Genomic DNA, 20433 nt, shown 5'->3' with positions numbered 1-20433 from the left:
GTGAAACGCAAGAATGACCGTGGCTTTCCCGACAGGGCAGCCATCGTCGCCTTCATTAAGGCAAATCCTGGCAAGGTCGGAACCCGCGAAATTGCACGCGAGTTTGGCCTGAAGAACGCCGACCGCATCGAGCTCAAGCGCATGCTGCGCGAGCTCGCCGACGACGGGCTCGTCAAGAAAAAGCGCCATACGATTTCAGAGCCGGACAGCCTGCCGCCGACGCTGGTCGCCGACATCACCGGGCGCGACGCCGACGGCGAGCTGGTCGCCTCCCCGACCGAATGGGACGAGGTCGAAAGCGGCGAACCGCCAAAGATCCTCATCACGATGCCGCGCCGGCCCAAGCCCGGCACCGCGGCCGGCGTCGGCGATCGCGCGCTGCTGCGGGTCGAGCGCTCCGATGAGACCGAAGGCCCGGCCTATCGCGGCCACATCATCAAGGTCTTCGACAAGACCAAGAGCCGCATCCTCGGCGTCTTCCGCAGCCTGCCCGAAGGCGGCGGACGGATCATCCCCGTCGACAAGAAGTCCGCCGACCGCGAGCTGAACATCGCCCCGACCGAGACGCACGGCGCGCAGGACGGCGATCTCGTCAGCGTCGACATCATCCGCTCGCGCGGCTTTGGGCTGGCATCGGGCCGCGTCAAGGAGAAGCTCGGCTCGGTCAAGTCGGAGAAGGCGATCAGCCTGATCGCGATCTACGCGCACGACATCCCGCTGCAATTCCGCCCCGCGGCGGAGCGCGAGGCCGAAGCGGCGGAGCCGGCCACTTTGAAGGGGCGCGAGGACTGGCGCGACGTGCCGCTCGTCACCATCGATCCGCCGGATGCCAAGGATCACGACGACGCGGTGCACGCGCAGCCGGATCCTGATCCCAACAACAAGGGCGGCTTCATCGTCGATGTCGCCATCGCCGATGTGAGCTTCTACGTGCGGCCGGGCACCGCGCTCGACCGCGACGCGCTCGATCGCGGCAACTCGGTCTATTTCCCCGATCGCGTCGTGCCGATGCTGCCGGAGCGCATCTCCAACAATCTGTGCTCGCTGGTGCCGGGCGAGCCGCGCGGCGCGCTCGCAGTGCGGATGATCATCGGCCCCGACGGGCGGAAACGCTCGCACAGCTTCCATCGCATCCTGATGCGCTCCGCAGCCAAGTTGAACTATGCCCAGGCGCAGGCCGCGATCGACGGCCGGCCGGACGACACCACGGGCCCCCTGCTCGATCCGATCCTGCGGCCGCTCTATGCCGCCTATGCCTGCGTCAAGCGCGCACGAGACGAACGCGATCCGCTCAATCTCGACCTGCCCGAGCGCAAGATCCTGTTGAAGAGCGACGGCACCGTCGACCGCGTCGTCGTCCCCGACAGGCTCGACGCGCACAAGCTGATCGAGGAGTTCATGATCCTCGCCAATGTCGCGGCAGCCGAGATGCTCGAGAAGAAGTCGCTGCCGCTGATCTACCGCGTGCATGACGAGCCGACCCTGGAAAAGGTCCACGCGCTTGCGGAATTCCTGGAGACGCTGGACGTTCCGTTCGCGAAAGGCGGCGCGCTGCGCCCCGCTCTGTTCAACCGCGTACTGGCGCAGCTCGAAGGCCACGACCACTTTCCGCTGGTGAGCGAGGTCGTGCTGCGCGCCCAGGCGCAGGCCGAATATTCCTCGGAGAACTACGGTCATTTCGGCCTGAACCTGCGCCGCTATGCGCATTTCACCTCGCCGATCCGCCGCTATGCCGATCTCGTCGTGCACCGTGCGCTGGTTCGCGCGCTCGGGCTCGGCGAAGGCGCGCTGCCCGACACCGAGACGCCGGAAACCTTGAGCGAGGTCGCAGCCCACATCTCGGTCACCGAGCGGCGCGCGATGAAAGCGGAGCGCGAGACCGTCGACCGCCTGATCGCGCACCATCTCGCCGACCGCATCGGTTCGAGCTTCCAGGGCCGCGTCTCCGGCGTCACGCGCGCCGGCCTGTTCGTCAAGCTCGCCGAGACCGGCGCCGACGGCCTGATCCCGATCCGCTCCTTGGGCACGGAATATTTCAACTATGACGAGGGCCGCCATGCCCTGGTCGGCACGCGCAGCGGCACCATGCATCAGCTCGGTGACGTCGTTGACGTCCGCTTGATTGAAGCAGCCCCCATCGCAGGCGCGCTACGCTTCGAGCTGCTGTCGTCATCGTCCGGCGAGACCGCGCCGCGGGGCCGCAGGTCATCCGGTCCGCAGCGCCGCCCCTCGTTCAAGGCGCACCCCGGGCGCAGTCCCGACAAGAAGCGCAAGCCGGACAAGCCGAAGAAACCCAGCAAGGGCAAAAAGGCCAAGGGAAAAAGCAAGGGCAAGGGCCAGAAGGGCAAGGCATGGTGAGCGCAGCCCCGAAGATCTGGACCCGCGAGACCGGCCTTGTCGAGAAGCGCGACGTCTTTGCTGCGATGAGGCGCGGCTTTCGCGGCCGCTGCCCGCGCTGCGGCGAGGGAAAGCTGTTCCGCGCCTTCCTGAAGACCGCGGACAATTGCTCGGTCTGCGGCCTCGATTTCACGCCGCATCGCGCCGACGATTTGCCCGCCTATCTCGTCATCGTCATCGTCGGGCACATCGTGGTGCCGGCTATTCTGTGGATCGAGACCAACTACACCACGCCGGTCTGGATCAGCTTCGCGGCCTATCTGCCCTTCACCTTCGTCGCCTCGCTCGCCCTGCTGCAGCCGGTGAAGGGAGCCGTGGTCGGATTGCAATGGGCTCTGCGCATGCATGGGTTTGACGAGAACCCGACCGATGGTATTCCGCCGGTGTAAGCAAAATAAGCAAAAGTGGTTTGGGTGAGGACATGACGGATACGGCGCAGGCAGAAAAGGCGAAGATCCACGAGGGCAAGGAAGCCGATCATCATCCTTATTTCCGCCCGCGGGATGCGGCGACCCTGATCCTGGTCGACCGCAGCGGCACAACTCCAAAAGTCCTGGTCGGCAAGCGCCACGACAACGTGGTGTTCATGCCCGGAAAGTTCGTTTTTCCCGGCGGCCGTGTCGACAAGGACGATTATCGGGTGCCATGCGCGGCGCCTGTAACCGCCGAGCTTGAAGCCAATCTCGCCAAGGGCAGTCCGAAGACGCCGGCCTCGCGCGCGAAGTCGCTCGCGATTGCCGCGATCCGCGAGGCCTGCGAGGAAACGGGTCTCTGCCTCGGGCGCAAGGCGGAGGTGAAGGCCAAGCTCGAAGGTCCCTGGAAGCCTTTCGCCGATGCGGGCCTGTTGCCCGATCCCTCCAGCCTGTTCCTGATCGCGCGCGCGATCACCCCGCCCGGCCGCGTCAAGCGGTTCGACACCCGCTTCTTCACGGCGGACGCCTCCGCGATCGCCCATCGCGTCGACGGCGTGATCCATGCCGATGCCGAGCTGGTCGAACTGGTCTGGGTCGAGCTCGGCTCAAAGCCGCTCGCCGATCTGCATCCGATGACGCGCAACGTGCTCAACGAGCTCGACACCCGCCTCGCCACTGGCCCGCTCCGCCACGACGCGCCGGTGCCGTTCTTCCATTTCTACGGCGGCAAGATGCAGAAGGATATTTTGAGCTGACTGGCCGCGCGGGCCCACGTCTCTCCTCCGTCATTCCGGGGCGCGCGAAGCGCGAACCCGGAATCCATTCATCACCGTCCTTGCTGCTCGATGGATTCCGGGTTCGCCGCTACGCGGCGCCCTGGAATGACGGGTTTGTGCTGAGCTGATATCGAAAAACAAAATAATCTTCCCGCCTTCCCCGATGGCGGAGTTCCAGGGCATGCCTATGTCTTCCGGAACGACACCAAAAACGGACACCGGGCGATGGCACAACGGCAACTCAAGCTTGGCGCGTTCATGCGCCCGATCAGCATCCACACCGGCGCCTGGCGCTATCCCGGAGCCTGGCCCGACGCCAATTTCAACTTCGGCCACATCAAGACGCTGATCCAGAAGCTCGAGGCCGGCAAGTTCGACGCCTTCTTCATGGCCGATCACCTCGCCGTCTTGAACATGCCGGTCAATGCGCTCAAGCGCAGCCACACGGTCACCTCGTTCGAACCATTCACGCTGTTGTCGGCGCTCTCCGCCGTCACCGAGCGGATCGGCCTGATCGCGACGGGCTCGACCACATTCGACGAGCCCTATCACGTCGCGCGGCGCTTCGCTTCGCTCGACCATCTCAGCGGCGGCCGGGCGGGCTGGAACATCGTCACCACCTCGAACCCGGATGCGGCGCTGAATTTCGGTCTCGACGACCACATGGAGCACGCCGAGCGCTACAAGCGCGCCCGCGAGTTCTACGATGTCGTCACTGGCCTCTGGGATTCCTTTGCCGACGACGCCTTCGTGCGCGACGTCGAAAGCGGTGTGTTCGTCGATCCCGCCAAGATGCATGTGCTCGACCATCAGGGCAAATATCTCAAAGTGCGCGGCCCCCTCAACATCGCCCGCCCGGTCCAGGGCTGGCCGGTGATCGTGCAGGCCGGCGCCTCCGAGGACGGCAGGCAGCTCGCCGCCGAGACCGCGGAAGCCGTCTTCACCGGCGGCGGCAGTCTTGCCGACAGCCAGAAACTCTATGCCGACATCAAGGGCCGCATGGAGAAGGTCGGCCGCGATCCCGAACACCTCAAGATTCTCCCCGGCGCCTTCGTCGTGGTCGGCGACAGCGTCGATGAAGCCAAGGAGAAGCGCGCGCAGCTCGACAGCCGCGTGCACTATGACAGCGCCATCGCCTCGCTCTCGGTCATCCTCGGCACCGATGCCTCCGGCTTCGATCCGGATGGACCGCTTCCCGAAATTCCCGAGACCAACGCCAGCAAGAGTGGCCGCCAGCGCATGGTCGACCTCGCCGCCCGCGACAAACTCACGGTGCGCCAGCTCGCCCAGCGCGTCGGCGGCTATGGCGGGCTATCCTTCGTCGGGACGGCCAAAACCATCGCCGACCAGATGGAGGAATGGCTGGTCGGGCGCGGCTCCGACGGCTTCAATATCATGTTCCCGTTCCTGCCCGCCGGCCTCGACGATTTCGTCGACAAGGTGGTCCCGGAGCTGCAGCGCCGCGGGATTTTCCGGAAAGAGTACGAAGGGCCCACTTTGAGAGAGAATCTGGGCTTGCCGCGGCCCAAAAACCGGTTCTTCGAGGCGTAATCGGGCCGATTTGAGCGGTTTTCGACCCCTAAAATCTTGACATCAAGCCGTTTCTGGCTAGGTTGCCGGCCAACGCGGGCCATTTGGCCGGCTCCAGATTCCCTTCATTCCTGAGGTTCTGAACATGGCCAAAGCGGTCACCATCAAGGTCAAGCTCGTGTCCTCGGCCGACACCGGCTTCTACTACGTCGCCAAGAAGAATTCGCGCACCATGACCGACAAGCTGGTCAAGAAGAAGTACGACCCCGTGGCGCGCAAGCACGTCGAATTCCGCGAAGCCAAGATCAAGTAAGAAGATCAAGTAAGATCGCGGATAGACTGAAGAACTTCTGCGGGGCCCTTTCGGGCCCCGTTTCATTTTGTACCCTCCTCTCTCGTGTCCCGGACGCGCGGCAGCGTGCAACGCTGCTGCGCAGAGCCGGGACCTAGAATGCAACACGGCACGCCGCGGAGACATGGGCCCCGGCTCTGCAGCGCACCGCTGAAGAAGCGCTGCGCTGCGTCCGGGGCACGAGAGCTGAACTCGGCGCGGTGAGTCATCCGCAGGCGTTTCATCAACCCCCGGTTGCTCGGCGCAAAATGTATGTTACCGTGCACTTGCCGGGCAGAATGTCCGTCCCGGCTTTGGAAGGACATGGTCATGAGATTCTCATCAAGCCTTGTCGTGCCTTCAGCCGTCGCTGCCTTGTCAACAATCTTGCTGTGCGCGCCGGCAGCGTCGCAAATCCCAACCGGCTCCGCCGCCACGATTCCCCCTGTAACGGTCGACGCGCCGAAACAGGTGGCAAGGCCGCACGTGCTGGTGCGGGGTGCAAACACAATTGCGCCGCGTCGGACTGCGCCAACAGCTCAAACGTCAGCCGCGCGCACGCCTTCTTACGCGCCGGGTTCTGTGATGGGGAGAATTGCCAGCCTGGAGAAAGTCGCCAGCAGCTGCAACGGTGGCTGTGCATCGAGCTTTCCGAAAGGCAAGGAGCCTTGGATCGGATGTAGCGAGTCGGGCGGCCAACTAGACTACGGACCCTTCTCACCAACCTGCCGAGACACCATCACCCACACATCTTACCTGGGTTGCGTCGAAACAAAGACGTTCTTGGGCGAAGGCCGCAACAAGGCCCACTGGTTGTGCAGCAGCCTGGCCGCCGGCAACAGGTTTAAGGTCGCCGATCTCAAGCGGTCAGGACGCACGCGTTAGTTCATACCGCTGGCGTAGCGAACAACGAGCCGCCAGCCTGCCCAAAAGCTGGCGGCTTTTCTTTTCGCCTTGCTGCAGTACCGCTGCGCTCATTGCATCGAACTTGATCTCCCTCAACCTTGCTTGCCGTTCTTTCCCATAGCCTCAGTTTGGTTCCGCGCAAGCGGGGGAGGAACGATGCTCGTAAGAAAGCAACAAATTGTGCCTCAACGGCCAAGCTCGAGCGAATTGAATGCGCTCGCCGGGCACGCTGTGTTTTGCAGCGAATTCAAATATCGACGCGGCACCGAGATCTTCGGAGAGGCGGAGCCGATCCAATATCTTTACCAGGTCAAGAGCGGGGCGGTTCGAAGCTATAAATTGTTGGCCGACGGTCGGCGGCAGATTATGGCCTTTCATTTGCCGGGTGACATCTTCGGCGTCGAGAACGGTGCAGTTCACCGATTTACCGCCGAGGCGATTGTGGAAACGATTGTCCGCCTGACCGACCGCCAGAATGTCGCTGAGCACGAGCGTGGCAGTGCGACCGTGACCAACAACGTGCTCAGGCTCGTCACCGGCAGCCTTCAACATGCCGAAACTCACATGCTGTTACTCGGGAGGAAAACGGCAATCGAGAAGGTCGCGGCTTTCTTGATCGAGATGGACGTCCGCTTGACTGCGGCCGGAATTATGAGCCTCCCCATGAACCGTCGCGATATCGCCGACTATTTGGGGCTGACGCTGGAGACGGTGTCACGTGCTCTGTCACAACTCAGGGATCGTGACATTCTCAGCTTCATCGGGCAGTCCCAGCGACAAATCATATTGCGGGATCGAGCAAAATTGACCGAGTTCGATCAATGAGCGGAATTGATGCATTTGGCCCGGGACAGACCAAGTGTGACCCACCTCGCAGAGCGCCGTGACCGGTTTCAATATCTCCAGCGGGATCGTTGCATGAACCTGGTCCATTCCCGTGAAGAGCCATTTGCCGTTGCTGGATCCGCTGCGCTTCGCCGCCGCCCTCGGCGTCGCCATGTTTCACCAGATGTTCTGGTCCTGGGCTTGGACCTCGATCGGCGTCCCGGGTTTCGAGCGCACCGTCGCCGCCGATGTTCTCTACCCGTCCGCCGCGCCCTACACATGGTTCGGCTGGGTCGGCGTTGAAATCTTCTTTGTCATTTCCGGTTTCGTCATCGCGAATTCCGCGAGCACATCTTCGCCGGGCGAGTTTCTCCTTGGCCGCGCGCTCAGGATTTATCCGGCGGTCTGGGTTTGCGCCACCGCGACCTTCCTCGTTCTGCTCCTCTTCGGAAGCGGACCCGCATCCGAATTCATTCGGCCCTACATCCACGCCATGCTGATGGTCCCGAAGGGCGTCACAGGCCAATGGCTTGACGAGGTCTACTGGACGCTGGCCGCCGAGACGGCATTTTATGGTCTCGTGTTCTGCGCGATGCTCACGAAGAGGATCACCCTGCGGCACCTGGCCTGGGGGCTCACCATCTACAGCGCAATCTTCAATGCCGTCGCGCTGCTCGTGCTGTCTTGCACGACGCCGTCCGACTTGCCTTATCTGGTCATTCTAATGTTCCGGGTGCCGTGCGCGGCGTTCCTGCTGACGCATGGCTGCTTCTTTGCGCTGGGGATCTGGCTGTTCATCTCCGCGAACAGACAATTGACGGTGCTCGAACAGATCGCAATTGCCATCACGTGCCTTTCGGGCGCGGCGGAAATCTACTTCTTTGCCTCGTTTTTCTTGACGTCCATCCCCGCCATCGCGGATCAATCAGCCCTAGTGCCGATCATGGTGTGGGCGGCTGCGGTGCTCCTCATTGCCCTCGCCGCGAACCGGCACCGGCGCTCTGCGGGCAGAGCCTCTCCTGAAGCACCAGCCTATTTGAGAACGCTCGGACTGATCACCTATCCGCTCTATCTCACGCACAACGTCATTGGCACCGCGATCATTCGTGCCCTGGTCGATGCCGGCTGGGACGCCACCTCGGCCGTATGGGTCGCGCTGGGCATGCTTGTTCTGGTCTGCTGGTTCATTTGCGCGAAGGTCGAGCCCGCCGTCAGAGGCGCGCTGATGCAAACCCTTTCGTATTTCGGAAAGCTGCCGGAAAGGCAGCCGGCATCGCGCCGCCCGGCACTGGCGCAGGGGCTGCGACTGTACCCCGCACGTTCCCTGTCGCGTCCCGGACGCGCTGCAGCGTGAAACGCTGCTGCGCAGAGCCGGGACCCAGAAAGCGACACAGCACGCTGCAGAGACGTAGGTCCCGGCTCTGCAGCGCACCGCTGAAGAAGCGCTGCGCTGCGTCCGGCAAGGAAAGCACGAGCGAGGCGCGCTTCTGGAAGCGTCGCCTCCGCTGTGCGCGCATGAGACGATGTTGAGCCGTGCCGCACCAATGTCGGCTATGGGCCAACAGGCGACTTTCGCGAAAGCAGCCGCCTGCCGAGAGAGTCTTATAGCGACCGAACTTCAAAACCAAATCCTGCCGCCTCAATGGCGGCCAAGGTCTTGGCAAAGAACCACTCGGCTTCGTTTGGAATTGGAAACTTTAAAAACACTGAAATTATAATTGCGCGTCCTGCAAGCTCCGGACGTTTCGCGGTCATCTCACCGCATTCAATAAAGCGGAGATAGGCATTGAGCTTTTCTTGCAGGATAAAAAGGTGGGATTTGACGTCCTCCCACGGGAGGTGATCTGAAATTGTCAGGACGGCTCTGCCGGTGGGATCATCTATCCCGATAAAATCGACAACTTCGATTTTCTCAACGGTCATCTGGCTTAATCTTGCGCTGCTCGCCATTGACCTTGCCCGCGTTGCGCGATGTCCGGAATGGGTCACAAGCGGCATTCGGCCGGATGCACACGGTCGGTCGGCTATGGGCCAGAAACGGAAATCTGCCCTTCAGAAATACCTGCATGCTAGATCATAGCGCCGGACGTGAGGTGCGGGCTCCATCACTGCGACCTGAGCACGATCACCAACTTCCCCCACGAAGCGCCCGCAGGGCCGAACGACAACGTCGACTGGCGGTACCTTGTTCGCCTCCCATTGCTCAATTTCCATTTCGACAATGTCGTTCGAACACTCCCTCGACACGCCAAGTACGCGGCCGGAAAGGATCTTCGCTTCGGGACGGGGCTTATCGCATGTTGTAAACTGGTATTCTGCGCGGCACCTAACCGGAACGCATTGCTTGTCTTGTGCGGAAGCGAGTGGTTGAACAATCGCCATCAACGCAAAGAAAAGAAGAGTGCGAGCGACACAAGTCTCGGCATTCTGGCTCTTAGCTCCGCTTGTTCGATGCCGCTAGGTTCTGCGAGCATAAGACATGATGGTCTCGGAGGGCAAATGACCGCTCAGGGTCAAAATGCGAAGAACTCAGGTTGAGCAAATCTGGTCCGCTCGACCACGATGAGCGGACCTCCGACAGACCCGGCGCAACTTCGCAGTTGGGCCAATCTGCGGATTAGTTCCGCGAGTGGTCGCGGTACTGTTTCAGGGGCCGGCGGTGCCATTTCGTTTAGCGATACCTCGTTCGACGAAGTTTGCTGCATCCTCCGCCGACATGTCCTGACCGTAAAGCCTCCGCACCGCCGGGCTTAGCCGCTCGGCAAAGGTGACGACCAGCACATTATTGCCGGTGACCTCCTGCTGTCCCATCTGTTCGGCGTGGGCCTCCGCGCGCTGCATTACGCGCTGAAACGCGGCCGTGGGGCGAGATCCACCTATGGATATGCCAGTTTCGACAACGATGGATCGCAAATCATTGTCAATATAGTCGGTCAGGCTTTTCTTGATCGCCGTAAGATCGACACGGCAAGCCTGCATAACCTTTGAGGCGTTTGGATCATCGGTTAGCGCGAGCAGCAGATGCTCACACGTCGTGTACTGATGCTTTCGCGCGTCACCATGAGCAAGAGCGCGCTGCAACGTGCGTTCCAGTTCGCTGGAGAAACGAGACACTCGGGGTCTGATCCCTGCATCGATCGTTGCGGGTGATGGCGTTGTCGCTTCGGCCCGGGGCGTGCTGACCTCGCCTCGAATTGTAGCAGCAAGCGTGTTCCAGTCCGCAGCGCCAAACGCTTGGGCAATCAATTCAAGGCTTTGGCTATTGGTGATCTTCAGGCCGTGATCGCCGAGGAAGACCCGGGCCGTATGCGCCATGGTCTTTGCGTCGCGATAGTCGCGCATGATCTTTCATCCTTTGCTTGAACGAAGCCGAGGTGCCAGGCGCTTGCGTTGCTGACCCGTTCGTTCGGGCAAAGGGTTTAGAAAGATCGATGATACGTTCACCATCCCCAATTGGGGCGCAAGCGGCAGGTCGTATCTACCTCAAGTCATCATGATCTTGTTGCAAACTGCTGTCAATTGCTCCTGACGAGATGGATCGTGTCCGTCTTGGGTCGATCGCGTCGGTTCAGCCGCGTCTCGGCCATGTCTCGTCTAACCTCTAAAGCTGACTGGCCGGACTCCTTCGCGAGTGTCTCCTCCAGGCCAACTAGAGACATACTCCTTGAAGTTTCTACTCAATTTGGTCTCTACTAATGGGAGCCCTTGGGGATTTATATGTCGGAGCAGCAATATTCCCGTCGTGAGGCTGTTTCATCGCTGGCTGCTACAGTCGCCTGTGCATTGGCCGGCCCCATCTCCGCAGCCGCAGAACCAGCTTCCGCGGGCGAGACGCAAGACTGCGCCGGACCGATTTTCTCCACTGCAGGTCCAAACGCCGAGCTGTACGGAGCCAAAGATGGTTATCCTCTTCCCGACATTATGGAGGCGCGGAGGCAAGGCGACCCTTGGGAGCCAAAATACCGTGTCGGCGCATTCACCCATATCGATAACATCTATCCAACACGGCTCATCAAGCGAGCTGTGACGCCTTGGAAGTTCAAGTGCTCGAAGGCAGAAGTTTACTACAATTTTCAGGGAAGCAAGCTTTCGCCCCTCGACTACATGTCGCGCAATCCGGTCACCGGCCTGCTGATCGCGAAGGACGACCAGATTATCTTCGAGCGCTATCAGTACGCGCGAACCGATCAAGATCGGTTCGTATCCCAGTCCATGGTCAAGTCGATAACCGGACTGTTGATCGGGATCGCCATCTCGGAGGGCGCGATCAAGTCAGTCAATGATATCCCCGAAGGTTATGTGCCGGGCTTTATGGGCAGCGAGTACGGCAGGACGCCCATTCGCGATCTGCTGCACATGTCCTCAGGCGTGGATTTCGGTGAAACAAGAGACGGAGGACGTGACCTCAATCGCCTGTGGAACGGTATGGGGATCGCGTTCCCGGACACGAAATTGGGCACGATTAAGAGCATCGTGCAATTCAATCAGCGAATCGCCCCAGCGGGAACGAGATTTTACTACGCCAGCATTGAAGCCGACGTACTCGGCATGGTGCTTCATAGTGCTGTTGACAAGTCAGCGTCTGACTATCTGCGCGAGAAAGTATGGGAGCCGATCGGCGCGGAAGCTGATGCCACTTGGTTGGTAGACGCAGAAGGATTTGAACTGGGACATTTCGGTTTCAATGCCGTTCTGCGCGATTACGCCCGGCTCGGGCGTTTGCTGGCGCATGATGGCGCATGGAATGGCAAGCAGATCGTTCCGACGCAATGGATGATCGATGCAACAACCGGTCGAGCTTCGGATGGCTATCTGCTACCGGGCGTGGCGACGAAAAGATTTGGTTACGGTTATCTTTTGTGGCTGTTTCCCGGTGAGAGGCGGCAGTTCGCGTTGTTAGGATTCAAAGGCCAGTATATTTGCGTTGACCCGACCTCCAAGATTGTCATGGTGCACACTGCAATTGAGGACCCGGTACATCGAGACGAGCCATGGGCCTTGTGGTCAGCAATGGTCGATCAGCTAGGCTGATAGTAGCTCGGACAAACTCGGCATTGACCGCTTTGGGTCACAAGCGGTCCTCGGGCGGATGGGCACGGCAGGTCGGCTATGGGCCAATAGCGGAAATGGCTTTTGGCTTACACAGATGTCTAGTTAAGCGCGTGGTCCATCCGCGATGACGCACGCAGGCAATTATTCATTACTCGTCTTCGTTTGTCGCCTGCGCAACCGTCGCTCGATCACTTCGCCTAGTGGCGTATCCGGTGATTTGCGAAACGCCTTCAGCTTCTTCATTCGACCTTTGCGCAATGCTTGCGACTGGGCTTCATCGGCAACTTCGTCCGCAACGGCCCCCTGCGCAGCGATGAGGGCTTGTCTCACCGCCCGCCGCTCATCCTGATGCGAGAGCTGCTTGCTGCGCGGAATGTTCTTTCGACTGCTCTTCTGATTTTCGCCGTAGGTGTTTCGTCGGTCGTTTGTGTAGCTCAGTTGCTTCTTTTCCCGTGGAGTTTTGACCTTACTCACAGCTAGCCTCCGAGCTAGACCGGCGATGACGGGGCGGCCGCACGTCCTGCTCGTATTGATCGATAACCGCTCACGTCACCATCGACCAATAGCGGTACAATTTGGTGGTCGCCAGGTCCGCTCCGGCTCAGAAGCGGCCGATCACGACCAAGCAGCGCGCCGTCCGCTGTAAATTAGCGGGCGCTTACGAGCACCCTCCCTACGCCGTCCGCAACACCGGCGTCGGCGGCTGCGACGGCCGGATCAGCGCGAACGCCACCTGCACGATGCCGCCGGCCAGCCCCAGCGCGACGCCGATGCGCCAGGCCATCGTATACGAGCCGAGCGCGTCGTAGAGCACCCCTCCTCCGTAGGCGCCGAGGAAGCTGCCGATCTGGTGGCTCATGAAGGCGAGACCCTGGATCATCGCCTGCCAGCGCAGGCCGAACATCTCGGCGACCGCGCCCGCGACCAGCGGGCCGACACCCATCCACAGGAAGCCCATGATCGCCCCGAACAGCAAGGTCGAGGCAGGCGTCGCCGGCAGCATGAAGTACCAGGCCAGCGCGAGTGAGCGGAAGATGTAGATGCCGCCGAGCAGCGCGAGCTTGTTCCAGCGCTGGCCGGCCCAGCCGAAGAACAGCGAGCCGAGCACGTTGAAGCCGCCGATCATGCCGAGCGTCTGCGCGCTCAGCATCGGATCGAGGCCGCAGATCGCGAGATAGGACGGCAGGTGCGTCGTGAGGAACACGAGTTGCATGCCGCAGACGAGATAGGCGCAGGTCATGACCACGAATGACGCGTTGCCGAACGCGGTCTTCGCCGCGATCATGGCCGTGGCATCGACGATCTCGTCAGTCGCGGGCTTCGGCAGCGGGACCGCGTCGACGCGCCCGGCATACCAGGCCGCCGGGATCATCAGCACCGACATCACCACGAAGCCGGCGAGCCCGACGCGCCAGCCGAATCCCTCGTTGAGCATCTGCCCGATCGGCGCCGACAGGAGCGCGCCGAGCGAGCCAGCGCCGGAGACGATGCCGAGCACGGTGGAGCGCACCGTTGCGGGCACCGCACGCGCCGCCACCGACATCGCGATCGCGGCCGCGGTGCAGGCCAGCGACGTGCCGATCAGCACGCCGGCGCCGATCATGATGGCGACGAGACCGCTCGCGGTTGCCATCAGCACCAGGCCCGCGATGTACATGAACGAGCCTGCGATCATGATGGGACGGAAGCCGTAGCGCGTGGTCATCGCGCCCGCGAGCGGCTGGAGAAAGCCCCAGGCGAGATTTTGCACGGCCAGCGCCAGCGTGAAGTCGGAGATCGACAGATGAATGTCGTGGGTCAGCGGCTGCATGAAGATGCCGAGACTCTGCCGCAGCCCCATGCTCAGCGTCAGCATGATCGAGGCGCCGATCAGGATGGGCAATGTCGGGCGCAGGACCTGCAACAGGGGCATTTTTGTCTCCCTCATCGGCGCGGCCGGGGCGCCGTCGTCTGCAATATCGGTTGATTTTGGTTACACAGACCTGTGTACTTAGGCTATGGATAGCGCGCGCTGTCAAGCGAACAGGACATTCACCGCCGCATGGCTCCCCCGCCCGCCCCACAGACGATGAAAGAGCGGATCCTCGAGACCGCCGACAGGCTGTTCTATCTGCAGGGCATTCGCGCCATCGGCGTCGACACCATCGCGGCCGAGATCGGCATCTCCAAGCGCACGCTCTACAACCACTTCCCCTCCAAGGATGCGCTGATCGCGGCCTATCTGGAGCGCCGCTTCGTGCAGCCCCGCCCCTCCGACAAGCCTCCGGCCGAGCAGATCCTCGCAACATTCGATTCGCTGGAGCGCCGCTTCGCCGCAAAAGACTTTCGCGGCTGTCCGTTCGTGAATGCGGTCGCCGAGCTTGGCCCGGCCGACCGCGCCGTGAAGAAGATCGCAATCGCCTTCAAGGAAAGCCGCCGCATCTGGTTTCGCGACCGCCTCAACGAGCTCGGCGTTGCGAACGCAGAGGCGCTCGCAACGCAGCTCGTGCTGCTGGTCGACGGCTCGATTGCGCAGGACCTCGTCCGCGACGACCCCGCAATGGCCCGCGCCGCCAAGGAAGCGGCGACGGTGTTATTGCGGAATGCGGGGGTGGATGTGGGCAATGAGGCTGCGGTGAAGCCAGGCGAGCGGGCGGCCCGGCATCCCTGACTCTGCCGAAGGACCAGAACCCGATCCGCTCGCCGCAAAAAGGCTGGAGGCGAGCACGCACCGCAATGTCTGTTGAAGGAAGTGATCTGAAAGGAACCATCGCCATTTCGGCGTAGTTGACCTTCTTTACACGGAGAAGGTCATGAATCGAAAAACGCTTCTTCTTACAGCCGCGCAGTCCTTCGCTGTTGCCCCCGTCCTCGCACAAGGCGGCGGAGGAGGAGGTGGTGGTGCCGGCGGAGGCGCGGGTGGCGCGGCCGCGAGCGGCGCCGCGTCCGGATCATCCGCGAGCTCAGGCGCAGGTACTGGCACGTCTGGCGCCGCCAATGGAGGCCCCTCGGCGCCATCCGGCATGGGCACAAACGGAACCTCAACCGGCGCTCACACCAACAACTCTCCAACCAACCCGAACGTTCAGCCCCCGACGCCGAACGGCAACACCGCGAGCACACCGGCCGCACCGGGCAGTTCGGGCACGAGCGGCACCGCGTCCGGGTCGACACAGACGGGCACCCAAAACGGGAGCGACAGGTCCGGCATCACGGCAACCAACGGTGCCAACAGCGACAACAAGGGCCAGATGAGCCCCGCGGAGCAAGCAAGGACGGGCAGCAAGACGCTTCCGCAAGATCAAACTCCAGGAGCCGTCAGTGCGCCGGGCGTCGGCGTCGGTCATGCGGCGAACGGTTTGCCGATCGGCACGCCCGGTTCGGGGACCAGCAACGTCGATCAGAAGTAATCCGGACTTTGTCCATCTCCACAGGGCCCGCTACGGCGGGCCTTTTCTGTGACGTGCTGAAGGGAGTGGAAGGCCAAGGGCTGCGAGGGGGAGACATGGGGTAAACTTGGCATCAGGCGGCCCTGCCGATACATTGGTTTCTTTTGGGGCGTGCCATGACCAAACTGTCGTCGTTGCTATCATTTTCATTTCTGATCATCTGCACCCCGGCCTGGGCTGACGAGATGAACATCCAATTCACGTTTGGACCTCCGCGGCCCTGCACCACCGTCTTTCCAAATCCCGAAATCAAGATGAAAAGTGTTCCGCCCGGCACGCGCACGATCGTCGTCAAGTTTCGCAGAGAGAAGAACTACGAGATGGGGGGCCAGGAGATCCCATTTCCTTCAGATAACATCGTGAAGCCGGAGAGCTTACGAACTTGGGGCCCCTGCAATTCCGGCCTGTACACTTACGAAATCGTCGCAAAGTCCAGCACGGGCGCGGCTCTGGCCAAGGCAGAATGGTCGGAGCCGTATCCTCCCTGACTTGAAGGGTGGACGCCCGCTTGTCCCGCCGTGGCATGCTGGATTCCTCGCCTGCGCGGGGAATGACGGCGGAGTTTGTGAGATGTTCGGGATGCTAGCAGGATGCTCCTGTTTTGCCCGACGAGTCAAACGGCGTTGCTGTCTGCATCAGCCGTTTTGTAACCCGCGTAAGCTATTGATTTAGCTGGCGCCGGCTACTGTGCATGGGGTTGTTTTCGCGTTTTTTTTTGCGCCGGCCTGTGTGAGCGGCCTCACGCCGCGTGCGACACCACGCGATTGCGGCCGTCGTGCTTGGCGCGATACAGCGCGGTGTCGGCGCGCTTGAGCACGTCGCCAACCGCCTCGCCCTTCTGCTCCAGCGTGGTCAGGCCGATCGAGATCGTGACCTCGATGCGCTTGGTTCCCTTGTGGATCGCAAAGGGCTCGCCGGCGATCGAGCGGCGCAGGCGCTCGGCGACCATGCCGGCGACGTGGAGATCGGTCTCGGGCATCACGATGACGAATTCCTCGCCGCCGTAGCGGCAGGCCAGGTCGATGCCGCGGATCGACTTGCGGACCCGCACGGCGAATTCGCGCAGCACGTCGTCGCCGGCGTCGTGGCCGTAATTGTCGTTGATCGATTTGAAGTAGTCGATGTCCAGGATCATCAGCGCCAGCGGCTTGCCGCGGGTCGCGGCCTGCTCGGCCAGCGTCGCCAGATGGCTCTCCATGTAGCGGCGATTGTGCAGCCCGGTGAGCGCATCCGTGATCGCCATCTCGATCGAGTTCTGCACGTTGTCGCGCAGATGGTCGGTGTAGCGGCGGCGGCGGATCTGGGTGCGGGCACGCGCCAGCAGCTCGATCTTGTCGATGGGACGCAGCAGATAGTCGTTGACCCCGATTTCGAGCCCACGCAGCAGCCGCGTCGCGTTCTCGGGGTCGGCGATCGCCAGGATCGGCACATGCCGCGTGCGCTCCAGCGAGCGCGCCTGGCTGCACAGCCGCAGGCCGTCGAAATTGTTCAGGTCGAGCGAGACGATCAGCAGATCGTAATTGCCCTCGGCGGCATGGAACAGCGCCTCCGTCGGGTTCGGCTCGACGTCGATGGTGTGCTCGGCGGCGAGGATCGTCGCCAGCCGCTCATAGGAGGACTGGCGGTCGTCGACCAGGAGGATGCGGCCGCCCTTGCCGGTGTCGGAGATTGCACTGCGCTCGGGCGCCTGCATGCCGATCTCGAGCGAGGTGATGGCGCGCATGCGCAGCTCGTCGGTCATCATCTTCAGCCGGGTCAGCGAACGCACGCGCGCGATCAGCACGACATCGGAGACGGGTTTTGTCAGGAAATCGTCGGCGCCGGCTTCCAGCCCGCGGTTGCGGTCGGACGGGCTGTCGAGCGCGGTGACCATCACGACGGGAATGTGATGCGTGGCCGGATCGGTCTTGAGGCGGCGGCAGACCTCGAAACCGTCCATGTCCGGCATCATGACGTCGAGCAGGATGATGTCGCATTCGGCGCGGGCGCAGATCGCCAGCGCCTCGGTGCCGTTCGCGGCGGTCATCACGTCGAAATATTCGGCGGACAGGCGGGCTTCGAGCAGCTTGACGTTGGCAGGGACGTCGTCGACGACGAGGATACGCGCGGACACTGTGAACTCACTTCCTATCCGATGAAACGTCGGACCGTCTCAATGAATTTGCCGACCGAGATCGGCTTGGACAAATAGGCTTCGCAGCCGCCCTCGCGGATGCGCTCTTCGTCGCCCTTCATCGCGAACGCCGTGACGGCGACGACGGGAATACTGCGCAGCTCCGGATCGTCCTTGATCCAGCGCGTCACCTCCAGGCCCGAGACCTGCGGCAATTGGATATCCATCAGCACGAGGTCGGGCCGCATCTTGCGAACGAGGTCGAGCGCCTCGTAGCCGTTGCTGGTGCCGGTGGTCTGGTAGCCGTGCGCCTCCAACAGGTCGCGGAAGAGCTTCATGTTGAGCTCGTTGTCTTCCACGATCAGGACGGTCTTAGCCATCCCGCCCTCCTGATTGGTCCGCAGACCGATGCATGTGACGCCTCAGGCGCCGGTCGCCGGCGCTTCGAAAACTGGATTCAAACTAGCCTCGAATTCGCTTGAGTTTCGTTAAACCCGAGGGCCGACTTTCTGCGATGTGGTTTCCAGTTGCTTGTCGGGGGTCGCAAGACTCAGGAACGAGACTCGGGCATGGTGGCCCAAAGTAGACACCGAAAGTTAACGGAAAGGCAAACCGGCCACGTGAAAAAGCCTGTTCACAACCCCCGCGAAGTCGCTGAAATCGTTGCGCTTCAGGCGCTGTCTTTCGTCGCGGGCGAGCCGGAGCGGCTGGGCCTGTTCCTGGCCGAGACAGGGGTCGGCCCCGAGATGCTGCGCAATGCCGCCTCGGACCCCAATTTCCTGCTCAGCGTGCTCGATTTCGTGATGCGCGATGACGCCACGGTGAAGGCCTTTGCCTCGTCCGCGGAACTGCATCCGACCAACGTTGCCGCAGCGCGGCAAGTTCTCGGCGACGCGCTCGGCGACCCCAATTGGGAGCGCGACGTGCCGTGACCTCCCTGGAGACGGCCGGCCCCCGCTGCTTCTGCCGGGATTGTTCGGCCGATCTGGATATCGGCGTGCGGCGCTGTTCCGCCTGCGGTTCCCCCCGCCTCGCCCGCCACCGCGCGCTCGCAAGCCTGACCATCGCCCATATCGACTGCGACGCCTTCTACGCGACCGTCGAGAAGCGCGACAATCCCGACATCGCCGACAAGCCCGTCATCATCGGCGGGGGCAAGCGCGGCGTCGTGTCGGCCGCCTGCTACATCGCGCGGACCTACGGCGTGCGCTCGGCCATGCCGATGTACAAGGCGCTGGAAGCCTGCCCGCACGCGGCCGTGATCCCGCCGGACATGACGAAATATGTCCGGGTCGGGCGCGAGGTGCGCCAGGCCATGCAGGCGCTGACGCCGCTGGTCGAGCCGCTCTCGATCGACGAGGCTTTCCTCGATCTCTCCGGCACCGAGCGGGTGCACGGCATGATCCCGGCCAAGGTGCTGGCGCGGTTTGCGCGCAACATCGAGCGCGACATCGGCATCACCGTTTCGGTCGGCCTCTCCTGCAACAAGTTCCTGGCCAAGATCGCCTCCGACCTCGACAAGCCGCGCGGGTTTGCCGCGATTGACCCGGAGGAAGCTCGTTTGATGTTGGCGGAGAAGCCGGTCGGTTTCATTTTCGGCGTTGGACCCGCGACGCAGGAGCGTCTGGTGCAACGCGGCTTCCGCATCATCGCCGACCTGCAGAAGGCCGACGAGATCGAGATGATGCGGCAGTTTCCGAGTGACGGCCGCAGGCTGTGGCGGCTCGCGCGCGGCATCGACGACCGCCGCGTCGAGCCCGATCGGGGCGCCAAAACGATTTCGAGCGAGACGACGTTCGAGACCGACATCCGGGATTTTGCGACGCTGGAGAAGATCCTGTGGCGGCTCTGCGAGAAGACGTCGTCTCGCCTCAAGAGCAGCGAGCTCGCCGGCTCGACCGTCACGCTGAAGCTGAAGACCGCCGATTTCCGCCAACGCACGCGCTCGCAGTCGATTATGGCCCCGACGCAGCTTGCCGCGAAGATATTCTCGATCTGCCGCGAGATGCTGGCGAAAGAGATCGACGGCACCGCCTTCCGCCTGATGGGCGCCGGCGTCAGCGCACTGCGCGAGGGTTCAGTCGCCGACGACACCGACATGCTCGACCGCCGCGCCGCCCACGCCGAGCGCGCGGTGGACAGCTTGCGCAAGAAATTCGGCAGCGCCGCAGTGATCCGCGGCATCGCGTATGAGGGGCCGGAGAAGGCGCAGGAGTGATGACAGGCGAACGCAATCTCGACGCGCTGCTGAGAGACATGAAGCCGGATCGGCGGCCGGGCATTTTCGTGTTCTGCGCCATCCCGACAAACCAGCCGATCCCCGCGGCGCTCAGCCCTTTGCTGACGTTCCGCGAGCAGGAAGGAACGACGCTCGTGATCCCACGCGAACAGGCCGAAGCGGCGGGACTACGGTACGCATTCGCATCGTGCCTGATCACCCTGACGGTTCACTCCGCACTCGATGCGGTGGGCTTCCTGGCGGCGATCACGGCGCGTCTCGCCGCAGCCGGCATCAGCGTGAACGCCGTTTCGGCGTTCCACCACGATCATCTGTTTGTGCCGGCTGACAGGGCAGACGACGCGATGGCTGTCCTGCAAGAGATGTCCAAGGCGACGCACTCGTAGCCCGGATGGAGCGCAGCGCAATCCGGGACAGTGCATC

20 protein-coding genes are annotated in these 20433 nt (G+C 62.4%); 13 read left to right on the top strand and 7 right to left on the bottom strand.

The window, feature by feature from the left end; all coding sequences use genetic code 11:
- From rnr to ABIC03_RS14855, 7 genes are all read left to right on the top strand, one after another.
- Complete coding sequence (gene rnr, locus ABIC03_RS14885; protein ID WP_354058861.1) at positions 1 to 2358, top strand: ribonuclease R; 2358 nt, start codon at positions 1 to 3, stop codon at positions 2356 to 2358.
- Positions 2352 to 2786, top strand: coding sequence for a DUF983 domain-containing protein (locus ABIC03_RS14880; protein ID WP_275167918.1), 435 nt, complete (start codon positions 2352 to 2354; stop codon positions 2784 to 2786). The genes rnr and ABIC03_RS14880 overlap by 7 nt, the downstream gene beginning before the upstream one ends.
- A 32-nt stretch (positions 2787 to 2818) precedes the next feature.
- Positions 2819 to 3565, top strand: coding sequence for an NUDIX hydrolase (locus ABIC03_RS14875; protein ID WP_354058860.1), 747 nt, complete (start codon positions 2819 to 2821; stop codon positions 3563 to 3565).
- A gap of 246 nt (positions 3566 to 3811) precedes the next feature.
- Positions 3812 to 5137, top strand: coding sequence for an LLM class flavin-dependent oxidoreductase (locus tag ABIC03_RS14870; RefSeq protein ID WP_354058859.1), 1326 nt, complete (start codon positions 3812 to 3814; stop codon positions 5135 to 5137).
- Positions 5138 to 5261: 124 nt separating this feature from the next.
- Complete coding sequence (gene rpmG, locus ABIC03_RS14865; protein ID WP_007603295.1) at positions 5262 to 5429, top strand: 50S ribosomal protein L33; 168 nt, start codon at positions 5262 to 5264, stop codon at positions 5427 to 5429.
- A 1080-nt stretch (positions 5430 to 6509) separates the two neighbouring features.
- Entirely contained in the window at positions 6510 to 7178 is a 669-nt protein-coding gene (locus tag ABIC03_RS14860) for a helix-turn-helix domain-containing protein (RefSeq protein WP_354058858.1), read from the top strand.
- Positions 7179 to 7290: 112 nt separating this feature from the next.
- A complete protein-coding gene (locus tag ABIC03_RS14855; protein WP_354058857.1) occupies positions 7291 to 8532 on the top strand; it encodes an acyltransferase family protein in 1242 nt (413 codons plus the stop codon).
- A 248-nt stretch (positions 8533 to 8780) separates the two neighbouring features.
- Here ABIC03_RS14855 and ABIC03_RS14850 read toward each other — a convergent pair whose 3' ends face one another.
- Both ABIC03_RS14850 and ABIC03_RS14845 read right to left on the bottom strand, forming a co-directional pair.
- Positions 8781 to 9101: a DUF6572 domain-containing protein gene (locus ABIC03_RS14850; RefSeq protein ID WP_275167926.1), complete on the bottom strand. Its 321-nt coding sequence runs from the start codon at positions 9099 to 9101 to the stop codon at positions 8781 to 8783.
- Positions 9102 to 9824: 723 nt separating this feature from the next.
- Positions 9825 to 10520, bottom strand: a complete 696-nt coding sequence (locus ABIC03_RS14845) for a Clp protease N-terminal domain-containing protein (protein WP_354058856.1) — start codon at positions 10518 to 10520, stop codon at positions 9825 to 9827.
- Positions 10521 to 10895: 375 nt separating this feature from the next.
- Here ABIC03_RS14845 and ABIC03_RS14840 point away from each other — a divergent pair, with 375 nt between their 5' ends.
- On the top strand, positions 10896 to 12209 hold the full coding sequence (locus ABIC03_RS14840) for a serine hydrolase domain-containing protein (protein ID WP_354058855.1): 1314 nt from the start codon (positions 10896 to 10898) through the stop codon (positions 12207 to 12209).
- A gap of 162 nt (positions 12210 to 12371) precedes the next feature.
- Here the strand turns inward: ABIC03_RS14840 and ABIC03_RS14835 are convergent, their stop codons facing one another.
- Positions 12372 to 12704 carry a hypothetical protein gene (locus ABIC03_RS14835; protein ID WP_275167929.1) on the bottom strand — a complete coding sequence of 111 codons (333 nt, stop codon included), beginning with the start codon at positions 12702 to 12704 and terminating at the stop codon, positions 12372 to 12374.
- A gap of 199 nt (positions 12705 to 12903) precedes the next feature.
- Entirely contained in the window at positions 12904 to 14142 is a 1239-nt protein-coding gene (locus ABIC03_RS14830; RefSeq protein WP_354058854.1) for an MFS transporter, read from the bottom strand.
- A gap of 129 nt (positions 14143 to 14271) precedes the next feature.
- Here ABIC03_RS14830 and ABIC03_RS14825 point away from each other — a divergent pair, with 129 nt between their 5' ends.
- Positions 14272 to 14880 carry a TetR/AcrR family transcriptional regulator gene (locus tag ABIC03_RS14825; protein WP_354058853.1) on the top strand — a complete coding sequence of 203 codons (609 nt, stop codon included), beginning with the start codon at positions 14272 to 14274 and terminating at the stop codon, positions 14878 to 14880.
- 414 nt (positions 14881 to 15294) lie between these two features.
- Here the strand turns inward: ABIC03_RS14825 and ABIC03_RS14820 are convergent, their stop codons facing one another.
- Positions 15295 to 15495 (bottom strand): hypothetical protein, encoded by a 201-nt coding sequence (locus ABIC03_RS14820; protein WP_354058852.1) that lies wholly within the window; start codon positions 15493 to 15495, stop codon positions 15295 to 15297.
- A gap of 279 nt (positions 15496 to 15774) precedes the next feature.
- Between ABIC03_RS14820 and ABIC03_RS14815 the strand changes: the two genes are divergently transcribed.
- On the top strand, positions 15775 to 16146 hold the full coding sequence (locus ABIC03_RS14815) for a hypothetical protein (RefSeq protein WP_354058851.1): 372 nt from the start codon (positions 15775 to 15777) through the stop codon (positions 16144 to 16146).
- Between the two features lie 251 nt (positions 16147 to 16397).
- On the opposite strand, the gene ABIC03_RS14810 is transcribed toward ABIC03_RS14815, so the two are convergent.
- On the bottom strand, positions 16398 to 17771 hold the full coding sequence (locus ABIC03_RS14810; RefSeq protein ID WP_018455158.1) for a PleD family two-component system response regulator: 1374 nt from the start codon (positions 17769 to 17771) through the stop codon (positions 16398 to 16400).
- Between the two features lie 14 nt (positions 17772 to 17785).
- The gene (locus ABIC03_RS14805; protein WP_007603272.1) at positions 17786 to 18151 is read right to left on the bottom strand and encodes a response regulator; all 366 of its coding nucleotides are present in this window, start codon (positions 18149 to 18151) and stop codon (positions 17786 to 17788) included.
- 240 nt (positions 18152 to 18391) lie between these two features.
- Here ABIC03_RS14805 and ABIC03_RS14800 point away from each other — a divergent pair, with 240 nt between their 5' ends.
- From ABIC03_RS14800 to ABIC03_RS14790, 3 genes are read left to right on the top strand one after another with little or no spacing between them, the layout of a single operon-like run.
- Complete coding sequence (locus ABIC03_RS14800; protein ID WP_354058850.1) at positions 18392 to 18703, top strand: DUF3572 domain-containing protein; 312 nt, start codon at positions 18392 to 18394, stop codon at positions 18701 to 18703.
- Positions 18700 to 19989 (top strand): DNA polymerase IV, encoded by a 1290-nt coding sequence (locus tag ABIC03_RS14795; protein ID WP_354058849.1) that lies wholly within the window; start codon positions 18700 to 18702, stop codon positions 19987 to 19989. The genes ABIC03_RS14800 and ABIC03_RS14795 overlap by 4 nt, the downstream gene beginning before the upstream one ends.
- Positions 19989 to 20396 carry an ACT domain-containing protein gene (locus ABIC03_RS14790; RefSeq protein ID WP_354058848.1) on the top strand — a complete coding sequence of 136 codons (408 nt, stop codon included), beginning with the start codon at positions 19989 to 19991 and terminating at the stop codon, positions 20394 to 20396. The genes ABIC03_RS14795 and ABIC03_RS14790 overlap by 1 nt, the downstream gene beginning before the upstream one ends.
- Positions 20397 to 20433: the final 37 nt, after the last annotated feature.

Source organism: Bradyrhizobium sp. RT6a, assembly GCF_040547675.1.
GTDB lineage: Bacteria > Pseudomonadota > Alphaproteobacteria > Rhizobiales > Xanthobacteraceae > Bradyrhizobium.
This window is presented reverse-complemented; position numbering and strand designations above follow the sequence as displayed.